The sequence below is a fragment of the Bacillus sp. JJ675 genome (genome assembly GCF_036963165.1).
In the GTDB taxonomy this organism is placed as follows: Bacteria; Bacillota; Bacilli; order Bacillales; family Bacillaceae; genus Bacillus; species Bacillus glycinifermentans.
This window is the reverse complement of record NZ_JBALMR010000034.1, coordinates 61,051-81,542: the sequence shown is the minus strand read 5'-3', so window position 1 is coordinate 81,542 and position 20,492 is coordinate 61,051. Positions and strand designations below refer to the sequence as shown.

At 44.9% G+C, this 20,492-nt stretch carries 17 protein-coding genes; 15 read left to right on the top strand and 2 right to left on the bottom strand.

What is annotated here, in order from left to right; translation table 11 throughout:
• The first annotated feature begins 265 nt into the window (after positions 1–265).
• Together V7126_RS10005 and tagH are read left to right on the top strand one after the other, a co-directional pair.
• Positions 266–1,081 (top strand): ABC transporter permease, encoded by an 816-nt coding sequence (locus V7126_RS10005; RefSeq protein WP_046130105.1) that lies wholly within the window; start codon positions 266–268, stop codon positions 1,079–1,081.
• 20 nt (positions 1,082–1,101) lie between these two features.
• A complete protein-coding gene (gene tagH, locus V7126_RS10000) occupies positions 1,102–2,682 on the top strand; it encodes a teichoic acids export ABC transporter ATP-binding subunit TagH (RefSeq protein WP_046130104.1) in 1,581 nt (526 codons plus the stop codon).
• A gap of 51 nt (positions 2,683–2,733) precedes the next feature.
• Here the strand turns inward: tagH and galU are convergent, their stop codons facing one another.
• Entirely contained in the window at positions 2,734–3,612 is an 879-nt protein-coding gene (gene galU, locus V7126_RS09995) for a UTP--glucose-1-phosphate uridylyltransferase GalU (RefSeq protein WP_046130168.1), read from the bottom strand.
• 222 nt (positions 3,613–3,834) lie between these two features.
• Between galU and wecB the strand changes: the two genes are divergently transcribed.
• Positions 3,835–4,977 (top strand): non-hydrolyzing UDP-N-acetylglucosamine 2-epimerase, encoded by a 1,143-nt coding sequence (wecB, locus tag V7126_RS09990; protein WP_335497559.1) that lies wholly within the window; start codon positions 3,835–3,837, stop codon positions 4,975–4,977.
• Between the two features lie 37 nt (positions 4,978–5,014).
• On the opposite strand, the gene tagU is transcribed toward wecB, so the two are convergent.
• Entirely contained in the window at positions 5,015–5,941 is a 927-nt protein-coding gene (gene tagU / locus V7126_RS09985) for a polyisoprenyl-teichoic acid--peptidoglycan teichoic acid transferase TagU (RefSeq protein ID WP_335497558.1), read from the bottom strand.
• A 194-nt stretch (positions 5,942–6,135) separates the two neighbouring features.
• Here tagU and V7126_RS09980 point away from each other — a divergent pair, with 194 nt between their 5' ends.
• From V7126_RS09980 to tuaH, 12 genes are all read left to right on the top strand, one after another.
• A complete protein-coding gene (locus tag V7126_RS09980; RefSeq protein ID WP_046130101.1) occupies positions 6,136–6,453 on the top strand; it encodes a DUF3221 domain-containing protein in 318 nt (105 codons plus the stop codon).
• A gap of 35 nt (positions 6,454–6,488) precedes the next feature.
• Positions 6,489–8,606 carry a SpoIID/LytB domain-containing protein gene (locus V7126_RS09975; protein WP_175075797.1) on the top strand — a complete coding sequence of 706 codons (2,118 nt, stop codon included), beginning with the start codon at positions 6,489–6,491 and terminating at the stop codon, positions 8,604–8,606.
• Between the two features lie 91 nt (positions 8,607–8,697).
• Positions 8,698–10,185: an N-acetylmuramoyl-L-alanine amidase gene (locus V7126_RS09970; RefSeq protein ID WP_216899235.1), complete on the top strand. Its 1,488-nt coding sequence runs from the start codon at positions 8,698–8,700 to the stop codon at positions 10,183–10,185.
• Positions 10,186–10,428: 243 nt separating this feature from the next.
• Positions 10,429–11,082, top strand: coding sequence for a sugar transferase (locus V7126_RS09965; RefSeq protein ID WP_373688030.1), 654 nt, complete (start codon positions 10,429–10,431; stop codon positions 11,080–11,082).
• Between the two features lie 23 nt (positions 11,083–11,105).
• Positions 11,106–12,554: a teichuronic acid biosynthesis protein TuaB gene (gene tuaB / locus V7126_RS09960; protein ID WP_175075795.1), complete on the top strand. Its 1,449-nt coding sequence runs from the start codon at positions 11,106–11,108 to the stop codon at positions 12,552–12,554.
• A gap of 2 nt (positions 12,555–12,556) precedes the next feature.
• A complete protein-coding gene (gene tuaC / locus V7126_RS09955; RefSeq protein WP_046130166.1) occupies positions 12,557–13,738 on the top strand; it encodes a teichuronic acid biosynthesis protein TuaC in 1,182 nt (393 codons plus the stop codon).
• 123 nt (positions 13,739–13,861) lie between these two features.
• Complete coding sequence (gene tuaD / locus V7126_RS09950) at positions 13,862–15,193, top strand: UDP-glucose 6-dehydrogenase TuaD (protein ID WP_175075794.1); 1,332 nt, start codon at positions 13,862–13,864, stop codon at positions 15,191–15,193.
• Between the two features lie 17 nt (positions 15,194–15,210).
• A complete protein-coding gene (locus V7126_RS09945; RefSeq protein WP_046130096.1) occupies positions 15,211–16,140 on the top strand; it encodes an NAD-dependent epimerase/dehydratase family protein in 930 nt (309 codons plus the stop codon).
• 66 nt (positions 16,141–16,206) lie between these two features.
• The gene (gene tuaE, locus V7126_RS09940) at positions 16,207–17,664 is read left to right on the top strand and encodes a teichuronic acid biosynthesis protein TuaE (RefSeq protein WP_046130095.1); all 1,458 of its coding nucleotides are present in this window, start codon (positions 16,207–16,209) and stop codon (positions 17,662–17,664) included.
• Between the two features lie 27 nt (positions 17,665–17,691).
• A complete protein-coding gene (tuaF, locus tag V7126_RS09935; RefSeq protein WP_231947400.1) occupies positions 17,692–18,369 on the top strand; it encodes a teichuronic acid biosynthesis protein TuaF in 678 nt (225 codons plus the stop codon).
• Positions 18,370–18,398: 29 nt separating this feature from the next.
• The gene (tuaG, locus tag V7126_RS09930; RefSeq protein WP_046130094.1) at positions 18,399–19,157 is read left to right on the top strand and encodes a teichuronic acid biosynthesis protein TuaG; all 759 of its coding nucleotides are present in this window, start codon (positions 18,399–18,401) and stop codon (positions 19,155–19,157) included.
• Positions 19,158–19,175: 18 nt separating this feature from the next.
• Positions 19,176–20,354: a teichuronic acid biosynthesis protein TuaH gene (gene tuaH, locus V7126_RS09925; protein ID WP_046130093.1), complete on the top strand. Its 1,179-nt coding sequence runs from the start codon at positions 19,176–19,178 to the stop codon at positions 20,352–20,354.
• Positions 20,355–20,492: the final 138 nt, after the last annotated feature.

Here is a 20,492-nt window from a genome sequence, read left to right as displayed (position 1 = left end):
TTACTATTCTAAACGAAAAAAAGAAATTAACAAGTTTTCGTAAAATTTTAAAAATTTTTATCTGAAGAGATTGTGAACAAATTTTATGACCAGCTAAACGAATAATAATCTTTTTCCCGCAAAAATAAATTATATGGTTGAATACCAATAATTAAAAAGTGGTCCTTAATGAAAAAAACCTTATGATCTGTTACAATAATGAGCGGTGCTTTTAAAAGTAAAGTTACATGCAAAAGCCCCAAATTTTAACCTAAGGAAGATTAGAATGAATGCATTGGTGAAGGTTCTAAAAGAGGTATTTTCTTCGCTTCCGCTGATTATGCGGCTTGCGGTTTATGAAACGAAGTCAAAGTATCAAATGAATTATTTGGGTGTTGTTTGGCAGTTTCTAAATCCGCTGATCCAGATTTTAGCTTATTGGTTTGTGTTTGGAACCGGAATTAAAGGCGCCAGGGCAGATGTTGACCATTACCCGTTTATTATTTGGATGCTTGCCGGCATCATTCCATGGTTTTTTATCAGCCCGACGATTCTTGATGGATCAAACAGTGTATATAAAAGAATTAACTTAGTGTCTAAAATGAATTTTCCGGTCAGCTCATTGCCTGCCGTTGTGATTGCTTCCAATTTATTCAGCTATTTAGCGATGACGTTCATCTATGTTTTAATACTTTTGGGAAGCGGGCATTTTCCAACGCTGCATTGGCTGCAATATTTTTATTATCTGTTCTGTATGCTCGCGTTTATGTTTTCGTTCAGTTTGCTTAATTCGACCATCAGCGTTTTAGTGAGGGATTATCAATTTTTGCTTCAGGCCGGGACAAGGCTGCTGTTTTTCCTGATGCCGATCTTTTGGGATGTGGCGCACAGCTTGGCGAACAGGCCGCATGTGTTGGCGGTCTTAAAATTAAATCCGCTTTTCTATATTATAGACGGCTTCAGAAACAGCTTTTTAAACGGGAATTGGTTTTTTGAAGATATAAACTATACCTTGTATTTCTGGATATTCACCTTGCTGTTATTGACGGTGGGCTCGATCCTGCATATGAAATTCAGGGACAAGTTTGTTGACTTTCTTTAATAAAGTAAGGAGATTATATGATGAAACTAAAAGTTTCGTTTCGAAATGTTTCAAAACAGTATCATCTGTACGAGAGACAGTCTGAAAAGATAAAAGCGCTGTTTTTGCCGGACAAAAATGATAAAGGGTTCTTTGCCGTGCGAAACGTCTCCTTTGATGTTTATGAAGGGGAGACCATCGGCTTTGTCGGAATCAACGGATCCGGAAAATCGACGATGTCGAATCTGCTGGCGAAGGTGATTCCTCCGACAACCGGTGAAATCGAGATGAATGGACAGCCGTCCCTGATCGCGATTTCTGCCGGGTTGAACAACCAGTTGAGCGGGAAGGACAACATCCGGCTTAAATGCTTGATGATGGGATTGACCAACAAAGAGATTGATGAGCTTTACGATAAAATCGTCGAGTTTGCCGATATCGGGGATTTCATCAATCAGCCTGTCAAAAGCTATTCAAGCGGGATGAAATCGCGCCTCGGTTTTGCGATCTCAGCCCATATTGATCCTGATATTTTAATTATTGATGAAGCATTGTCCGTCGGTGACCAGACGTTCTATCAAAAATGCGTCGACAGAATTAATGAATTTAAAGAGCGCGGAAAAACGATTTTCTTTGTCAGCCATTCGATCGGCCAAATCGAAAAAATGTGCGACCGCGTAGCCTGGATGCATTATGGCGAAATGCGCATGTTTGATGAGACCAAAAAGGTTGTCAAGGAATACAAAGCTTTTATAGACTGGTTCAATAAGCTGTCGAAAAAGGAAAAGAAAAAGTATCAAAAAGAACATATCGAAAGCCGGATGCGTGCTCAGGAAGAAGAGAAAACGGTCCGCCGTTATGAAAAAAAGAAGAAGCCTGAAACGATCGCAAATGTAATTCAAATTGCCGTTCTTACGGCACTGCTCATCGCAAGTGCGGCCGCGATGTTTGTCAACACCCCTTTGCGGACGGCTGCGTCATCAGGTGCGGAAACGAAAAAAATCGAAAAGCATCATGCTGAACAGAAAGCAGGGAATTTTACTGCGGTGAATCAGCCCGCATATGTGACGAATGATCGTCTTCAGACATACAGCGACAAAGAAATGAAACACAAAACGTCCGTTTCTTTGCCATTCGGAACAGCAGTGACGCTGGTGTCCCAAAATAAAAAACAGGTGAAGATTACGTTTAACGGAAAAAGCTATTTTGCTGTTAAAAATGGTATTTCTTTGGAGAAAAACTTTTCTCATGCCGGTTTGTCAGTGAATGCGTTTCAGCCGTACTTTACAGAAAAACATCGATCCTCATACGAATATTTTCTTTCGTTTCTAGGGAAAGACAAGGCAGTCTTGCAGTCAGGGCTTAGAGGAGAGGAAGTAAAAACGTTTGAGGACGGAAGAGACAGCTTCCATCTCGGTTATGAAAACGTCAGCTATGTGTTAGATGGCGGGAAGGCGGCGGAGGTTGTGTTTTATGATCTGCAGCCTGTCAGCCCGTCGTCGCTGCGGCTTCAAGAAGATCAGGTGACATTTGATAAGGATCAGAAGCGGTTTATCGTCAAAACAGATAAGCAGACGTTTATCGTCGACAATGAAAAGCATACGCTGAGCGTTATTCAGTAACATGAAAAACTGGCAGGATCTTCTTCCTGCCAGTTTTTGTTTTGCGCTGAATTAGATTTCTTCTTTGTTCAAGAGTCCTTCCATAAATGGAACAAGTTTTGATTTCAGCTCAGAATCCTGCATGGCGAATTCAAGCGTCGTTTGAATAAAGCCAAGCTTTTCACCGACGTCATATCGCTTGCCTTCAAAGTCGTATGCAAAAACGCGCTGAATTTCATTTAATTTTTGGATCGCGTCTGTCAGTTGAATTTCTCCGCCTGCTCCGACTTCCTGTTTTTCTAAATACATGAAGATTTCAGGAGTGAAGATGTAGCGGCCGAGGATCGCCAAATTGGAAGGGGCAGTTCCCGGTTTTGGTTTTTCAACAAAGTTCTTCACCTGGTATCGGCGTCCTTCTTTTGTGAGAGGATCGATGATTCCATAGCGGTGTGTTTCGTCTTCAGGCACCTGCTGAACGCCGATGATGGAAGAAAGGGTTTTCTCATATTCATCCATCAGCTGGCGCAGCCCAGGCGTTTCTGCCTGAACAATGTCATCCCCGAGCAAAACGGCAAAAGGCTCATTGCCGATGAAGTTGCGCGCACACCATACAGCATGTCCGAGTCCTTTTGGCTCTTTTTGTCTAATATAATGAATGTCAGCCATATTGGATGCTTTTTGAACCTTTTCAAGCAGTTCTTTTTTTCCTTTTTCTTCAAGGTTGCGTTCCAGTTCAGGCGCATGGTCAAAATGGTCTTCGATGGCGCGCTTTCCTTTACCGGTTACGATAATAATATCTTCAATACCGGAATCGATTGCCTCCTCAATTATGTACTGGATCGTCGGTTTGTCGACAATGGGAAGCATCTCTTTCGGCATTGCTTTCGTTGCCGGGAGAAAGCGGGTACCAAGCCCTGCCGCAGGTATAATGGCTTTTCTTACTTTTTTCATCAATAAAGCACCTTCCTTAATCTTTAAAGAATCTTTTTTGCAATGGTTTTCATGCTTTCTTTAAACTTTACCACAATTCGTGAGTTTTCACACGTATTAGCAGTATGAAGAAAGTCATTTGCTTATTCTTGACGAATGATGCAGCACAACAATCATGTTATGATAAAATACAATCAATAATTGCGATAACGTATCGTCAGTGAAAAAGGAGAATATGCCGAAATGAAAAAACTTAAGATCATGACAGTATTCGGTACAAGACCTGAAGCGATTAAGATGGCTCCTCTTGTGCTCGAATTAAAAAAACACCTGGAGATTGAATCGTATGTAACGGTTACCGCACAGCACAGGCAGATGCTTGATCAGGTGCTTGACGCGTTTCATATTCGGCCTGATTTTGATTTGAATATCATGAAGGAACGGCAGACATTGGCCGACATCACGTCAAATGCGCTGACAAAACTTGACCGGCTTTTTCAAGAGATCAAACCTGATCTTGTACTTGTACACGGTGATACGACGACCACGTTTGCAGGCAGCCTTGCCGCTTTTTATCACAGGATTTCAGTCGGCCATGTCGAAGCCGGATTAAGAACCGGGAACAAATATTCTCCATTTCCTGAGGAATTGAACCGCCAGCTGACAGGTGCGATTGCAGACTTTCATTTTGCGCCGACAAAGCAGGCGGAGGCCAATTTGTTAGCGGAAAATAAAAATGCAGATTCCATTTTCGTTACGGGAAATACAGCCATCGATGCCTTGAAAACAACGGTGCGGGAGGAATACTCGCATCCGCTTCTCGATCGGATGGATGGCAGCCGGATGATTCTGTTGACCGCGCACCGCCGCGAAAATTTAGGCGAGCCGATGGAAAACATGTTTCGGGCGATCAGGCGGATCACGGAAGAATTCGGAGACGTACAGGTTGTTTATCCAGTTCATTTAAATCCCGTCGTCAGACAAGCTGCCGAGCTGCATTTCGGCGGTTCGGACAAGGTTCATTTAATTGAGCCGCTGGAGGTGATCGATTTTCATAATTTTGCTTCCAGAGCGCATTTCATTTTAACCGATTCCGGAGGCGTGCAGGAAGAAGCGCCTTCGCTCGGAAAACCTGTTCTCGTATTAAGGGATACGACAGAACGGCCTGAGGGCGTAAAAGCCGGAACATTAAAACTGGCCGGGACGAATGAAGAAGATGTATACGAGCTGACGAAGCAGCTGCTGAATGATCCTGATGAGTATCAAAGAATGTCAAAAGCGTCGAACCCATACGGTGACGGAAATGCGTCCAAGCGCATCGTAGCTGAGATTCTCTACCGGTTTGGCTATCGGACGGACAAGCCTCTTCCGTTTAATGAACATTAAAAACGAGCTCCGCATTTCGTGTGCGGAGCTCGTTTTGTTAATTGTTAAGCCCAAGGCTTTCTTTTAATTCTTTTGAAATCGATTCACGGTCGCTTTCGTAGACCTTATAGTAATAGATTCTGTTAATTTTGGTTCCCTGGCCTTTAAGCTGGTGCTGCACGACATTGTTGCGCGCTGATTTGTAGTTTGACTGAATATCCCACATATCGTCAAACGTGAGATTTGTTTTCACGTTGTCTTCGATTACTTTAAACATATCGCCGAATTTCGTTACGGAAGAGATGTTCGCCCCTTTTTTGATGATGCCTTCAATCACCTGGCGCTGGCGTTCCTGTCTTCCGAAGTCTCCTTTCGGATCTTGTTTTCTCATTCGGGTATACGCAAGGGCCTCTTCTCCATTTAGGGTAATTTCTCCTTTGCTGAAAGAATGCCCGTCATAGCTGAAGGCAAACGTGCTGTTCACCGTAATTCCGCCGAGCGTATCGACAATATCTTTGAAGCTCTCCATATTCACTTTCACAAAGTAATCTACAGGCACGTCCAAAAAGTGTTCAACCGTGTCGACGGTCATTTGGGTTCCTCCGAAGGCATAGGAGTGGTTGATTTTGTCCATCTTTCCTTTGCCGATGATTTCGGTGTACGTATCACGCGGAATGCTCACCATTTCTGTTGTGTTCGTTTTTGGATTCACCGTCATATAGATAAGCGAGTCAGCCCGTCCTTTATCACCTTTCCTTTCGTCAACGCCCATGATTAAGACCGCGATTGGATCCTTGCTGTTGACGTCCACCTGCTTGTCCCGTTTATCAGACTTTCCGAGATCCTCATGAATGCTGGCGACGGTTGAGGCTGCTTTATTCCAAAGGTAGTATGCATAGCCGCCGGTACATAAAACGAATAAGCCAATAATCGTTAAAATAATGAAAAGGATTTTCCTTTTCTTTTTTCTTTTTTCAGCTCTCATCATTTTCCTCGCTTTAAAGTTTTTATAATCTGATTTGATTATAAATTTTAAAAATACTAGAAACAACTAATTTTTTCATATCTCTGGTTTTAATATTACAAGTAAATTAAATAGCACTTAAGAATGTTACAAAGAGCCGCATTCTTCTATAAAATTATAAATGTTTGTCGATAAAAAACAAGAGGTGATGAAAAATGAAGAAACTTGCGGCGTTTACGTTCTTTATGCTGCTCTTAGCCGGATGCGGCACTGCCGAACAGGCAAAGCAAGGCGAACAAACCGAGCAAACCAACCAAACCGACCAGGTTCAAACGGAGGACGGTACGTTCGTTGGACAGGCAGACTCTCATACGATTGAGGTGAAGATTAATAACGAGCCTGTCAGCTTAAACATTGTCGGTGACTACGAAGGTGACATCGATCAATTAAAAGACGGACAAAAAGTAAAAGTGACTTACAAAAAAGCCGAAAAAGGACAGCTTGAATTGAAAAAAATCGAAAGCGAGAAATAATTCAAGCCTGTCAATGAAGGGAGACATTTGGAGTCTTGAAAAAAACAAAGCAAGTGATGTTGTTTGCACTTATCATGATGTTGTTGATTACCCCTTCCGTTTCTTTCGCTGCGGATTCCATATCTGTCAAGCTGACCAACTATGTCGGCAATAAGACAAGTTTGGATATTTCAACCGCGGGATATTACAAAGTGACCGGCAGCAATGTCGCGGATACAAAACGATATGGCGGGGCAACGCGTTATGATACTGCAAACACCGTCTCTTCCAGCGAATGGAAAACCCCGTCTACTGTTATCGTCATGAACAAGGATGAGGAGCTTTTCAGAGATTCGCTCTCTGTCATTCCCTTGGCCAAAAAGTTAGATGCTCCGATACTGCTTTCTCAGCCGGACAAGCTTACATCAGCTACCGAAAGTGAAATCAAGAAATTAAATCCCGATAACATTTTGGTGATCGGCGGAGAGAAAAGCATTTCAAAAAGTGTCGAAAGCAAGCTGAAGAAATACGGAGCTACAAAAAGAATCAGCGGTAAGAACCGCTACGCATTATCAGAAAATATTGCAAAAGAGATGGGAAGCTATGATAAAGCGATTGTGGTAACAGGAAACGTTTATCAAGATGCGCTTGCCATTGCTCCTTATGCTGCTAAAAATGGGTACCCGATATTTTTGGCGGGTACGGATTATCTTCCTAATTATAAACTTCCTAAAAAAGTAATTGTGGTAGGAGGCACTTCAAGCGTCAGCAGCAAAGTAGAAAGCCAAATCAAAAAACAAGCCGATCAGATTACAAGAATTCCGGGCTCAACCAGATACGAGCTGTCTGCGAACATTATAAAATATTTAAACTTAAGCACTGACAAAGCAGTTGTTGTAAATGGCACAAAGTATGCAGACGTACTAATCGGCTCATCTATGGCAGCTAAACAAAACCGTCAGCTGCTGTTCGTCAAAAAAGATGAAGTGCCTTCAAACGCAAAATCCATATTTAAAGAAAAAGGGACGTATGCGTTTAATCTGATCGGAAGCACAAATTCGCTTTCAAGCAGCCTGCAAAGCAATCTGTCTAAGGAATTTTACTTAGTAGGCGGAAAATCTTATAACCTGAATGTCAGCAGCGGAAACATGAGTTTGAAAAATATCAGAACATTTGGAACCGCTGTTAAAATCCAGCCTGAAAAATACTCTACTTCAAACCGGATCAGCATTAACAATAAAGAATATTTAGGGACGGTCAATTTCACCGTGGAATCCGGAAAATACGTCAGACCAGTCAATGTTGATATTCCGTTTGAGGACTATTTAAAAGGGGTTGTGCCGAATGAAATGCCGGCAAGCTGGCCGTTAGAAGCGTTAAAAGCGCAGGCGGTAGCCGCTCGTACATATTCAGTCAGCAAAATCGGACAAACAGTTGCGGATACAACGGCGTTTCAGGTTTACGGCGGATACAGCTGGTCTTCAAACTCCAGCAAGGCTGTGGATCAAACGAAAGGAAAGGTTCTGAAATACAATGGCAGCCTGATCACTGCCGCTTATTCTTCAAGCAATGGCGGCTACACGGAAGCGAGCAGTGAGGTGTGGAGTTCAAAAGTTCCTTATCTGATTGCCCAAAAGGATTCCATGGATCCGCAAAACAGCTGGTCATTAACGCTGCCGAAAACACAAATTAATACCGGTTCTCTTAATATGAGCAGCGCCGACTCATGGTGGTCAAAAACGACAGAGGCGAATGCATCGCAGCTGAAAGGATTAAATAACTGGATCATTAAAAACAAAGAAACAAGTGCAGACGGCGTCAAAATTGCGGGCATCAGTTCCTTCTCCTTCAGCGGGAAAACACAAGGACAGCGCCCTAAGAATGCGTCGATCAAAGTCAATTACCTTGTGAAAAACGGATCAAAAGTGGCGAGTAAAACCGCAACGATTGATGTGTTAACGACGGATCTAAGAACGATGATAGGAGCTTCCGTTTTTAAAAGCACGTATGCGAGCGTGAAGGAAGAATCGAAACAGTTCGTCATTAGCGGAAAAGGATACGGCCACGGTATCGGCATGAGCCAATACGGAGCGAAAGCGAGAGCCGCGGCGGGGAATTCATATAGTTCTATTTTAAAATTCTATTATCCGGGGACGACGTTAACGAACTATTAAACTAACATTTTAAAGCGGAAACAGGAGGCAGCCTCGTCTCTTGTTTTCCTTTTTATTGCCGAATGATTTGAAATATTTGGAGGGGAAGATATTGCGATCATTATTAAAGGTCCTGACATTCAGCTTTTTAGGCCTTGTCCTATTTATACCTTCTGCGCTGGCAGACAATTCAGCAAACAGGATTTCCGGGAATACCCGCTATGCTACGGCAGTTGAGGCCTCTAAAAAGGGCTGGTCAACAGCCAGCACAGCAGTTATTGTAGGCGGGGATGCATATTCGGATGCGATTGCGGCCATCCCGTATGCTTATCAAAAAAATGCGCCTCTTTTATTAACAAATAAAACAAATCTTTCTTCGGAAACAAAAAACCGATTAAAAGAGTTAAAGACGAAGAATGTGGTGATTGTTGGAGGGACTCCTGCAGTATCGAACGGAGTAGCTACGCAAATTAAAAATTTGGGAATTTCGGTGAAACGCATTGCGGGAAGCACCCGGTATGAGACTGCAGCCAAAGTGGCCAACGCCATGTCAAGCACATCAAAAGCAGTTGTAGCAAACGGATTTGTATACCAAGATTCGATCGCTGTCATTCCATATGCGGCCCAAAACGGTTACCCTATTTTATTTACCAATGAAAAAACGTTAAACAGCGCTACTTCCGGAGCAATCAAAAGCAAAGGTATTAAACAAACGATTGTAGTCGGAGGAACAAACAGCATCAATGGCTCGCTGTATTCAAAGCTCCCGTCACCTACACGGATTACGGGAAAAAACAGATACGATCTCTCGGTTAATATTGCAAAGAAATTTGGTTTAAGTACGAGCAACACGTATATCACCAACGGCTTCCGCTTTCCTGATGCCGTCGTAGGAGCTGCCCTTGCTGCAAAACAAAACAAAGCGATCCTTCTGACAAATGGAGAAAATTTATCAAAGGAACCGAGAGCGTTCATCGGCGACAAAAATATTAAAACCTTCTCTGTAATAGGCGGAACGCCTTCTGTTGCTGCCAAAGTCGTCACTCAGCTTAAAAATCCGGCCGTCGGCAAAACGATCTTCATCGATCCGGGGCACGGTGACCAGGATCCTGGTGCAATCGGCAACGGCCTGCAGGAAAAGGATGTAAACCTGGATATCGCAAAACGGCTGAACAGCAAGCTGAACAGTGCGGGCGCTATTCCGGTGATGTCACGGTCAAACGATACGTTCTATTCGCTTGAAGAGCGGGTGAAAAAAGGAGCAAACGCGAACGCTGATCTGTTTATCAGCATTCATGCCAATTCAGCAGCCCCTTCAGCTGCCGGAACCGAAACATACTATGATGAAACGTATCAAAGCGCCAACAGCAAGCGGCTTGCCGAAGAAGTTCAGCCGCGGGTCGTCAGTGCGCTCGGAACAAAGGACAGAGGCGTTAAAACGGCGGGATTCTATGTGATTAAATATTCTAAAATGCCGAGCGTTCTAGTAGAAACGGCCTTTATCACGAATTCATCAGACGCGGGCAAACTAAAAAGCGCGACACTAAAAGATAAAGCGGCAAAAGGGATCAATGACGCCGTTTCTGCGTACTATAGATAGAAGACTTGAGAAGCCGATGTTTCGGCTTCTTTTTTTATGCCTTAAAATATAGTATGATAATTCCATTGATTCAAGAAAAAGGAGAGTCGATATCGCGGTTAACAAAAAATAAAAAGAATTTATAAAAAAATCACGCAATTAATATTCTTTAACAGGCCCTTTACATTGAGTTTACGTTCGTATGCTACACTGACGCAGAGATCACAAAGTACCAAACAAATCGTGAGGTGTATGTCAGTGAGCATGGACAAAAGCTTAAGAATGTATAATGAATATTCAAGCCAGCAAACCTATTCGTGCGCTCTATCTGAAAAAGCAGAACGTTATTTAAATGTAAAACGGGCAATGGATATCGTCCTTTCACTCATCGGACTCGCTCTTACACTGCCGGTGATCCTATTATTTTGTATCCTGATTTCTATAGAGACTCCGGGCTCTCCTTTATACCGCCAGGAACGCGTCGGCAAGGACGGAAAGCACTTTAAGCTGATCAAGCTGCGTTCCATGAGGATTGACGCTGAAAAGTCAGGGGCGAAATGGGCGGAGAAGGATGATCCGCGTATTACTGCGGTCGGATCTTTTATAAGAAGAACAAGAATCGACGAGCTTCCGCAGCTGATCAATGTGCTGGCGGGAGATATGAGCCTTGTCGGACCGAGGCCTGAAAGGCCGATGTTCACGGCGCAGTTTCATCATGAAATCCCGGGATTTAAAAACCGTTTAATTGTAAAGCCGGGGTTAACGGGGCTGGCGCAGGTAAACGGAGGCTATGACATCAGTCCGAGAGAAAAGCTGGTACATGATCTGTATTATATTCGAAATTTGACATTTCTTCTCGATTTGAAGGTTATGGTTAAAACAATTAAAGTAGTATTGACTGGTGAAGGAGCCAGATAATCCGCGAAAGTTAGGAAAAAGTTATGTCAACCATTACGAAACAAATTTTAAACGGTGCAAAATGGACAAGTGCCTCAACGTTGATCATCACGGTTATCCAGATTGTGCAATTTGCGCTGCTCGGCAATATGATGACAATCGCCGAATTCGGATTGGTCGGAATGCTGACGACCGTTACGGTGTTTACGCAAATCGTGCTTGACATGGGGTTCGGGGCCGCGCTGATTCAAAAAGAAACGGTCAATGAGCGTCAATTATCGACATTGTACTGGCTCAATATCATTACAGGGATCGCGCTGTTTGCCGGACTTTTTTTCCTGAGCCCGGTGATTGCGGGCTTCTATCAGCGGGATGAGCTTGTGCTGCTGATTCGCATATTGGCGGTGATGTTTTTGATCGCACCGGTCGGACAGCAATATCAATATTTGCTGCAAAAGGAACTGAGATTTCAAGTTCTCAGCAAAATCGAAGCCGGAGCAAATGCATTGTCTTTTGTTCTGCTGATCGTATTAATTATTCTGATCGATCCGATATTGGCCTACGTTTTGTCACAAGTTTTTCTAAATTCGTTTAAGGGTATCATGTTCTTTGCTGTATATTTAAAAAAATGGCGTCCTTCATTTGTTTTTGCGCCTTTGGAAGTAAAAGATTTTTTCTCTTTCGGCGCTTTTCAGCTTGCCTCAAGGCTCGTCAACAGGCTTGGGGCGAATATTGACATGATTTTAATCGGCCGGTTTCTCGGCGCGGAGGCTTTGGGAATCTATAACTTGGCTTATCAGATTATTACGATTCCCGTGATGAGGATCAATCCGATCATTACAAGGGTCGCCTTTCCCGTCTTTTCCAAAAATCAAAGCGATAATACGACATTGCGGGAAGGCTTTCTGAATATGACGAAGCTTCTTGCGCTTGTGTCGTTTCCGCTTCTGATCGGGCTGACGACCGTATCTGACCTGTTTATCGACGTCGTGTTTGGAGAAAAGTGGCTTCCCGCTGTCCCAGTTCTTAACATTCTGGCAATTGTCGGTCTGCTCAGGGTTCTGATGAATCCGAACGGATCGGTTTTGCTGGCAAAGGGGAGAGCCGATCTGGCCTTTTATTGGGACAGCGGCATTCTCGTCCTTTACGGGCTGTCGCTTTATGCCGCTGTGCTGACAAAGGATTTAACGGTTGCCGCCTGGACGTACGCCGCCATCAGCCTGATCAACTTTTTTATCGGAAGGTGGCTCTTGAAATATGTCATCGAGCTGAAACTCGGGGATTATTTCAAGACAATCGGAAAACCGCTCGCCTTAACGGCGTTAATGGCCGTCGTCGCTTTCTTCTTGAGCGCGGGCACTAGACACCTGCTTCCGGAAGCTGTACTCCAGCTGGCCGTTTCGGTCGGAATCAGCGCAGTCTTCTACGGTTTTTTGGTCGGAAAGGTTTACCAGCGTGCTTTGAGAGCTCAATTTAGCAGAAAGGGCGGTTGATGTTGAAGGTACTTTGGATGACTAGCGTTTACCCCAGCAGCAGAAAGCCGGGGGAAGGGGTTTTTCATGAAACACAGGTGCAGGCATTGCGAAAGCTCGGCATCGATGTGACCGTGATTTGTCCGCTGCCTGTAAATCCTGCGCCTCTCAGGGTGCTGAAAAAACAATACCGGAGCATTCGCAACGTTCCTGATTATGAGGAGCGAAACGGAGTTTCCGTCTACAGGCCGCCTTATACTGCGCTGCCGGGACAGCTGAAATGGGCTCAGCCGCATCACCGGATGGCTAAATCGATTCTCCGCACAATCGAACAAAACGGCCTCCTTCCGGATGTCATCCATGCTCATTTTGCGATGCCTTCCGGAGGAGCGGCTGCCGTTGTATCGCAGAGGATCTCCATTCCATACGTCCTGACGCTGCATGGGAGCGATGTCAATATTTATCCTCATTACAGCCGAAGCGCATATCGGGCGTTTCTAACAGCGGTGCAGTCGGCGGCAGACGTTTTGGCCGTCAGCGATACGCTCAAGGACAAAGCAAAAGAGATGACAGGAGTTGAAGGCTCGGTGCTCCCGATCGGGGTCAGGCTTGACCGGTTCCAAAAGCCCTCCGCTTCAAAAGACGAATTGCGGGAGAAGCTCAATCTGCCAAAGGAACAGACGCTGCTCGTCTATATCGGCCGTCTCGTGAAGGAAAAAGGAGTGCTTGAGCTGGCAGAAGCCGTTCGGCAGCTTGACGGCAACTACAAAGCGGTTTTTATCGGTGACGGACAGGAAAAGAATGCGCTCAGGGAAAAAGCGGGAGAGAAAGCGATTTTGACGGGTCAAGTTGCGAATGAGCAAATAGCGGAATACCTTGCCGCATCAGACATTTTTGTTCTTCCTTCATATTCCGAGGGAATGCCGACCGTCGTCATTGAGGCGCTCGCCCTGAAGGTTCCGGTTTTGTGCACAGCGGTCGGAGGTGTGCCGGATTTGTTTGGAAAGCACCGGCATCTGCTTATAGAGCCCCGTTCTGTCCCCGATTTAAAGCGGGCGGTTCTCGGCTATACAGAAGAAGGAAAATGGCGGGAAAACATTGCAGAGGAGCTGTATCAGACAGTTCGCTCTCAATATGACGCCGGGCAGAACTCGGAAGCGCTCGCGAAGCGGTATGAGCGTATTTTGCACGCTGCCCGCCTTTGAAAAAGAAAGAAGCCGTTTAAAGCGGAAGCATTGCGTCCATGATGGAAAATATAGATAGAAACAATCATCGCCTAATAAAGCTATTGGATAGAAGGGTTAGCTTATGAGAAGGGAATGATGATATTGAAAAGAATAGCTGTTATTGGAACAGGATATGTTGGGCTGGTATCTGGAACGTGTTTTGCCGAGGTGGGAAACACGGTTGTCTGCTGTGATATAGACGCTGAAAAAATCAGAGGTCTCTCGGCCGGTATCATGCCGATTTATGAAAACGGGCTAAAAGAGCTTGTTGATAAAAACGTAGATGAAAACCGTTTGTTCTTTTCAACTGACATTCCCAAGGCGATCAGAGAATCCGACATTATATATATAGCAGTCGGGACGCCGATGTCAGAGAGCGGAGAAGCCGATTTGACCTATGTAAAATCGGTTGCCGAAACGATCGGAAGACATTTAAACGGCTATAAAATCATCGTCAACAAAAGCACGGTTCCTGTCGGTACAGGAAAGCTCGTACAATCGATCATCGAGCAGGCCTCCCGGGGCGGGCATCCGTTTGATGTCGTGTCAAATCCCGAATTTCTTCGCGAAGGAACGGCCATTTATGACACGATGAATATGGAAAGAGCCGTCATCGGGGCAACAAGCGAAAAAGCCGCGGCAATCATTGAAGAGCTGCATGAGCCGTTTCAAACGACAATCGTCAAATCGAATCTTGAGAGTGCGGAAATGATCAAATACGCGGCAAACGCATTTTTGGCAACGAAAATTTCTTTCATTAATGACATTGCAAACATCTGTGAAAAAGTCGGGGCCGATGTGTCCAAAGTTTCCGAAGGGGTCGGGCTTGACAGCAGAATCGGCAAGAAGTTTTTAAAAGCGGGAATCGGCTTTGGGGGTTCTTGTTTTCCGAAGGATACGATGGCTTTGCTGCAAATTGCCAAATCGGTCGGCTATCCTTTTAAAATGATCGAAGCGGTGATTGAGACGAATCGAAAACAGCGCGCCCACATCGTTCAAAAGCTGCTCGACGTGTTTGGAGATCTCGAGGGCAGAACGATTTCGGTCCTGGGACTGGCGTTTAAACCGAATACAAACGATATGCGCTCATCACCGGCATTGGACGTCATTCCGATGCTCAAAAGCCTCGGCGCGCATGTCAAAGCCTATGACCCGATTGCGGTCCCTGAAGCGGAGCGTCTGCTCGGCAGCCAGGCAGTCTACAGCGATGACCTGTATGAAACCGTAACAGATACAGACGCGTGCCTCATTTTGACAGAATGGCCGGAGGTACAGCATATGAATATAACAAAATTGAAATCATGCTTAAACCAGCCTGTCCTGATTGACGGACGAAATCTGTTTGAGCTTGAAGAGATGAAAAGAGAAGGAATGATTTATCATTCAATCGGCCGCCCTGAGGTTCAGGGAGAGAAGATTTTAACAAAAGTTTAAAACGCGGGGTGTTATTCATGGAAAAAGTATTGGTGACAGGCGGATGCGGATTTATCGGATCACATATCGCAGAACAGCTGTTAAAAGAAAATTATCAAGTATCGATTCTCGACAATTTAACGACAGGGTATCTTTCAAACATTGACGGTCTTCCGGTGGATTTCCATCAGGAAGACATTACAAAGCCTGAAGCGATCGAGCTGATCAAGCGCATTAATCCTGATTATATTATACATTTGGCAGCACAGGTGAGCGTTGCGGAGTCAGTCAACGACTTTTTGAAGGATGAAAACATCAATATAAGAGGTTCATTGCATGTCATAAAAGCCGCCGGTGAATGCAGCGCGAAAAAAATCGTTTTTGCGTCGTCAGCCGCCGTTTACGGGAATCCCGAATATTTGCCTGTCGACACCCGTCACCAAACAAATCCCGGTTCACCGTACGGGCTGACAAAGCTTACGGTTGAACGCTATTTAAAGCTGGCCTATGACCTGTACGGAGTCGAATACTGTATTTTGCGGTACAGCAATGTTTACGGACCGCGCCAGGATGCAAAAGGAGAAGGAGGCGTCGTCTCGATCTTTTCCGACCTGTTGACGAGCGGCACGGCGCCGGTCATTTTCGGAGACGGAGAACAATCCCGCGACTTCATCTATGTGGGGGATGTGGCAGCGGCCAATGTTAAAGCGCTTAAAGCTCAATCAAACGTTTGTTTAAATGTTTCAAACGGCTTTTCCATCACGGTTAACGAGCTGTTTTCCGAAATGAAAAAAGCAACGAATTCGGCGCTTTCTCCGATCTATCAGGATGAAAGGCCGGGAGACATCCGCCACAGCACGCTGTGCAACGAAGAGACGAAAAAAATATTGAACTGGGAACCGCAAATGCCGCTTGATAAAGGGCTGGAGCAAACGATTTTCTATTATAGAAAAGAAATGAATGCATAAACATAATCGGCTGCTGGCTTTATGCCGGCAGCCCTTTTCCTAGCAGAAGCGGAAGGAGGGGGACAAATGAGTGTGAAACGTTCGGCGGTCAATGTGCTGATTTGGCTCGCAGCTTTGACCGCAGGCTTAGCTTTCACTCATCTTTTGGCTCAAACAAGCTCAAAAAAAATACTGTGTTTCTTTCTGTTATTGATCGCATTGGCCGTGATTCTGCTGCTCAAGCCTTATCTGTCATACGAGCAGCTGATGATGCCCGTCATCTATCTTCTCATTGCGGCGACCTTTGCCAATAATGCGTTTTTTTCGATCAAGCTCGGATTTTTCAGCCTGTTCCCGTACAGGATTCTTTTGATCGCTGCAGCTGTCTGGCTGATTTGGGAAATGCTGAACAGCCAAGATCCCATTGAACGTTGGAACCGCGTTCAAGTGAAGGGCATCCTTGCTTTTTTCGCTTTTTGGTTTTGTTATGGAATGATTTCGCTGCTTTGGGTCAAGTCTGTTACAGACGGATTGAAGTATTTATCATTGCTTGGGATGGGGATGTTTTTCGTTTTTCTGATCGTGATGTATTTTCAGAAGCTCGAACGGCTGCTCGCGTTTTATTACATATGGATGGTGATGACGGTCTTTTTGATGGTCATCGGACTGTATAACCATTTTACGCTGCACCATTTGCCAAGCTCGACGCTGTACAACGGGCCGCAGTATAAACAGCACTATCCGACATCCGTGTTTTTCAACCAAAACGATTTTGCGACGTTTTTGTCAATCAGCTTTTTCTTCTACGCCGCTTTTTTTAAAAATGTGAAAAACAGCTATTTGAAAATAGCAGGTTTGATCCTTGCGTGCTGCTCCTTGTATTTGATTGTTTTAACGGGCTCAAGGGCAAGCATTTTAGGGGTGATCGCGGGTCTTTTTCTTTACGCGTTCATTTTGCTGCCCCGTTTTTTGAAAAAGTGGGTCCTGATTGCCGCGGCCTGCGGGTTTGCCGCTTTTGCCGTGCTTTTTGCAGGGAAGATTACAAATGTCGTGTATACATTATTTCTAGCTCCTCAAACCGCGCACGATTTCAGTGAGCCGCTGCCGTCAAACGTCGCCAGGGCGAATCTTTTGAAGAATGCAGGGCATTATGTGCTCGACACATACGGGTTCGGCGTCGGTGCCGGAAACGTTCCTTATTATTTAGAGCACCACGCAATTTTTGATACCGATCAAGTGGTTGAGGTGCATAACTGGCTTGTCGAAATCATGGCGAATTTCGGGGTCATCATGATGCTCGGCTATGTAACGATGTACGGGTATCTCATGCTGTTATTGTATCGATTCTATAAAAGCAGGCTGACAAGCCGGTACAAACTTCTTTTGGAAGGGCTGCTCGCCGCCCTTATCAGCTTTCTCGTTTCAAGCATAAGCCCAAGTTCGATGTCAAATTTGTATTTCCATTGGGTGTTTCTTGCCCTGGTCATTGCGACCGTCAACACGCTTAGAATCAAAGGGACAGATGAAACCGAGCGTTTCAGGTAAGAATTTTAATAATAGGGAGAAATTCGTGTGAAACATTTAATGAAACGTATTGCAGGCAGAATCAAAAAGTATATCGTGCCGATTATCGCGCTTCCGCTTGTTCTGGGGCTGTTTGGGTATTTTATGCCGAAAGGCGCCGCTGCGCCGGCTGACTATACGGCAAGCGTCACCATCTCGACGGGGAATTACGGAGAATCGCTTTACAACAATGCAAAAGAGATTCCTCTATTGCTGAAAAATGATCCGTTTTTAAAAGAGGTTTTTCCCGAAATGGACGAAGAGGAGCTTGCAAGTATCAAGGAGGAGCTGGTGATCGACATCAGATCGGATTCGCTTTTTAATCTAAGCTATACAGGACCTGACAAAGAAGAAACATTGAATGTTTTGGAAAAAATCAAAGATGCTTATATGAAGGAAGATAAAAAGCTGTTTTTGAAAAGGGATCAAGTGATCGAAAAGAACATAAAAGCGCTTGAAGGCGAAACGGTCAGCGCTGATTCAAAAGTCGATAAACAGCGGTTTTTATATGAGCTGGAAACGAACAGGCTTGACTTGAAAGCGGCTGAAGAAATAGAGCCGTTAACCGCATTGGATAATGTAGCCGGCGGAATGTCTCCTAAAAAAAGAGCGGTACTGGGCGTTTTGATCGGTTTGGCGCTGTCGTTTTTTATCGTTGTTGTTCCGGAAGTTTTGAAAGAACGCTAAATTTTTGATTGGGGATGTGGAACAGGACCATGACGAGCCAAAAACCTTTAATCTCTGTCATTACACCTTCTTATAACGCGGAGGAATTTATCGAGAAGACGATTCAGTCTGTCATCGGCCAGACCTTTTCCGACTGGGAAATGATCATTGTGGATGATTGCTCGACAGACGGAACGAGAGATATGTTGAAACGTTATGAAGCAGAGGACGAGCGTATTCATGTCATCTATTTAAAGGAGAATGGCGGAGCGGCTGCAGCGCGCAATGCGGCCCTCAAAAAGGCAAAAGGCCGCTTTGTAGCGTTTTTGGACAGCGATGATGTTTGGAAAAAAGAGAAGCTTGAAAAACAGCTCGACTTTATGAGGAAGCATCAGCATGCCTTCACATTTACGGCCTACGAGCTGATCAGCCAAAACGGCGAGGCGCTGCATAAAACGATCGAAGCGCCTGAAAGCCTCACATATGATGACGTGCTGAAAAATACGATTATCGGCTGTCTGACGGTCATGCTTGACAGAGAACAAACAGGGGACATTCAAATGCCGGATATCAGGACCAGGCAGGATTTAGCGACATGGCTGTCCATTTTGAAAAGAGGCTTTAAAGCATACGGGCTGAACGAGCCTTTGGCAGAATACCGGCTCGTCGAAACGTCGATTTCGAGAAACAAGTGGAAGGCGGCTCAGAAAACCTGGTATGTATACAGGGAAATCGAGCGTCTGCATTTGATCAAGGCGACATGGTGCTTCGTCCATTATGCAAAAAATGCGGTAAAGAAAAGACTATAGCGCGGGAAGTGATGGAACGTGGGAGAGAAAAAAGCGATACACGTCGTCGTGGCGACGGGTGAATGGGGACAAGATCAATTAAGGTACAGAAGGCACCGCCTCGCTGAATTTCTGGCGGAGCAAAAAAATACGCGGGAAGTCATCTGGGTATGCCCGGCCGAAGAAGCCCCTTCAGAGGCGTTTACAAGGCTTCACAACGGCATTATGCAATTTGCGGTAAAGGACTTTTTGAAAAAGAAAATGTTCAGGTTCGCCCGCTACCGCGACGTCTTTTACCAAAAGAAACTGACGCCGTTGCTTGAGCGTTTAAAAGCGGCGGAAGGCGAGAACGTATATTTATGGTACACCTTCCCCGGTTTTCCGCTTTTGGCGGCGCTTTATGACTGGGAGCAAGTCATCTATGATTGCAGCGACCTTTGGGCGGCTCCGATCAGCGGAAAACAAAACCTCGCATCGGCTTTCAGGCAAAAGGTTATTTTTGAGGCGGAAAGCAGAATTATCAAAGCGGCAAATACGATTTTTTGCACTTCAGAATATTTGTGCCAAAATGTGAAAAACCGGCTGAACGGAGAGGACAAGCCGGTTTTTACAGTGGAAAACGGAGTCGAATACGACTTCTTCGCAGCGAATGACAAACGGGCGGACGTACTTGGCGAAAGGCAAGGCACCGTTTTAGGCTTTATCGGCGGAATTAAACCTAAGCTCGACTTTAAGCTGATCAAAAAAGCGGCGAGGGCGAAGCGGGACTGGACATTTTTATTTGTCGGCCCTGACGGAACGAATGGTGACGAGGATTTTAAAGACATGCTTGAAGAGGACAATGTTATCTGGACAGGCCCTGCAGCACCTGGAGACGTTCCGGCCTATATGAATGTCATCGATATCGGGATCATGCCTTATAAGTCTTCTCCGTATAACAATGCCGTTTTTCCTTTAAAGCTGTTTGAATTTTTGGCCGCGGGAAAGCCTGTCGCAGGCATGAACCTGCCTTCAACCGCAAAAGTGGAGAAAGAGAATGTATACCGGCATATGACGGGAAGCGATCCCTGCGCATTTATCGCCCTCTGCGAAGAGCTCGAGCGTTCGCATGATGACCCTTCGTCTGTGGAAAACCGCAAGAATACGGCGCGCAAAAAGGATTGGCGCCAGCTGTTTTTCATCATGCTCGGAAAACTGAATTTGAATAAAGATGCATAAGTTTACAGCGGATGATAATTTATGATGTTTCTTTTGGCTTGTGCTTGTTATAATAAATAATGAAATTGTATAATGGAGGAGTATGTCCAACTTTAATAACAATATAAACTATCCAGACTTCATTTAAAAAGGAGACTT

What these genes read in the sequence shown, in the direction of transcription:
- tuaE (WP_046130095.1), top strand. Translation starts at nt 16,207, where the DNA reads ATGAGTGTGAAACGTTCGGCGGTCAATGTGCTGATTTGGCTCGCAGCT.
- V7126_RS09965 (WP_373688030.1), top strand. Translation starts at nt 10,429, where the DNA reads ATGGACAAAAGCTTAAGAATGTATAATGAATATTCAAGCCAGCAAACC.
- galU (WP_046130168.1), bottom strand. Translation starts at nt 3,612, where the DNA reads ATGAAAAAAGTAAGAAAAGCCATTATACCTGCGGCAGGGCTTGGTACC.
- V7126_RS09980 (WP_046130101.1), top strand. Translation starts at nt 6,136, where the DNA reads ATGAAGAAACTTGCGGCGTTTACGTTCTTTATGCTGCTCTTAGCCGGA.
- tuaB (WP_175075795.1), top strand. Translation starts at nt 11,106, where the DNA reads ATGTCAACCATTACGAAACAAATTTTAAACGGTGCAAAATGGACAAGT.
- tagU (WP_335497558.1), bottom strand. Translation starts at nt 5,941, where the DNA reads ATGAGAGCTGAAAAAAGAAAAAAGAAAAGGAAAATCCTTTTCATTATT.
- V7126_RS09945 (WP_046130096.1), top strand. Translation starts at nt 15,211, where the DNA reads ATGGAAAAAGTATTGGTGACAGGCGGATGCGGATTTATCGGATCACAT.
- V7126_RS10005 (WP_046130105.1), top strand. Translation starts at nt 266, where the DNA reads ATGAATGCATTGGTGAAGGTTCTAAAAGAGGTATTTTCTTCGCTTCCG.
- tuaG (WP_046130094.1), top strand. Translation starts at nt 18,399, where the DNA reads ATGACGAGCCAAAAACCTTTAATCTCTGTCATTACACCTTCTTATAAC.
- wecB (WP_335497559.1), top strand. Translation starts at nt 3,835, where the DNA reads ATGAAAAAACTTAAGATCATGACAGTATTCGGTACAAGACCTGAAGCG.
- tagH (WP_046130104.1), top strand. Translation starts at nt 1,102, where the DNA reads ATGAAACTAAAAGTTTCGTTTCGAAATGTTTCAAAACAGTATCATCTG.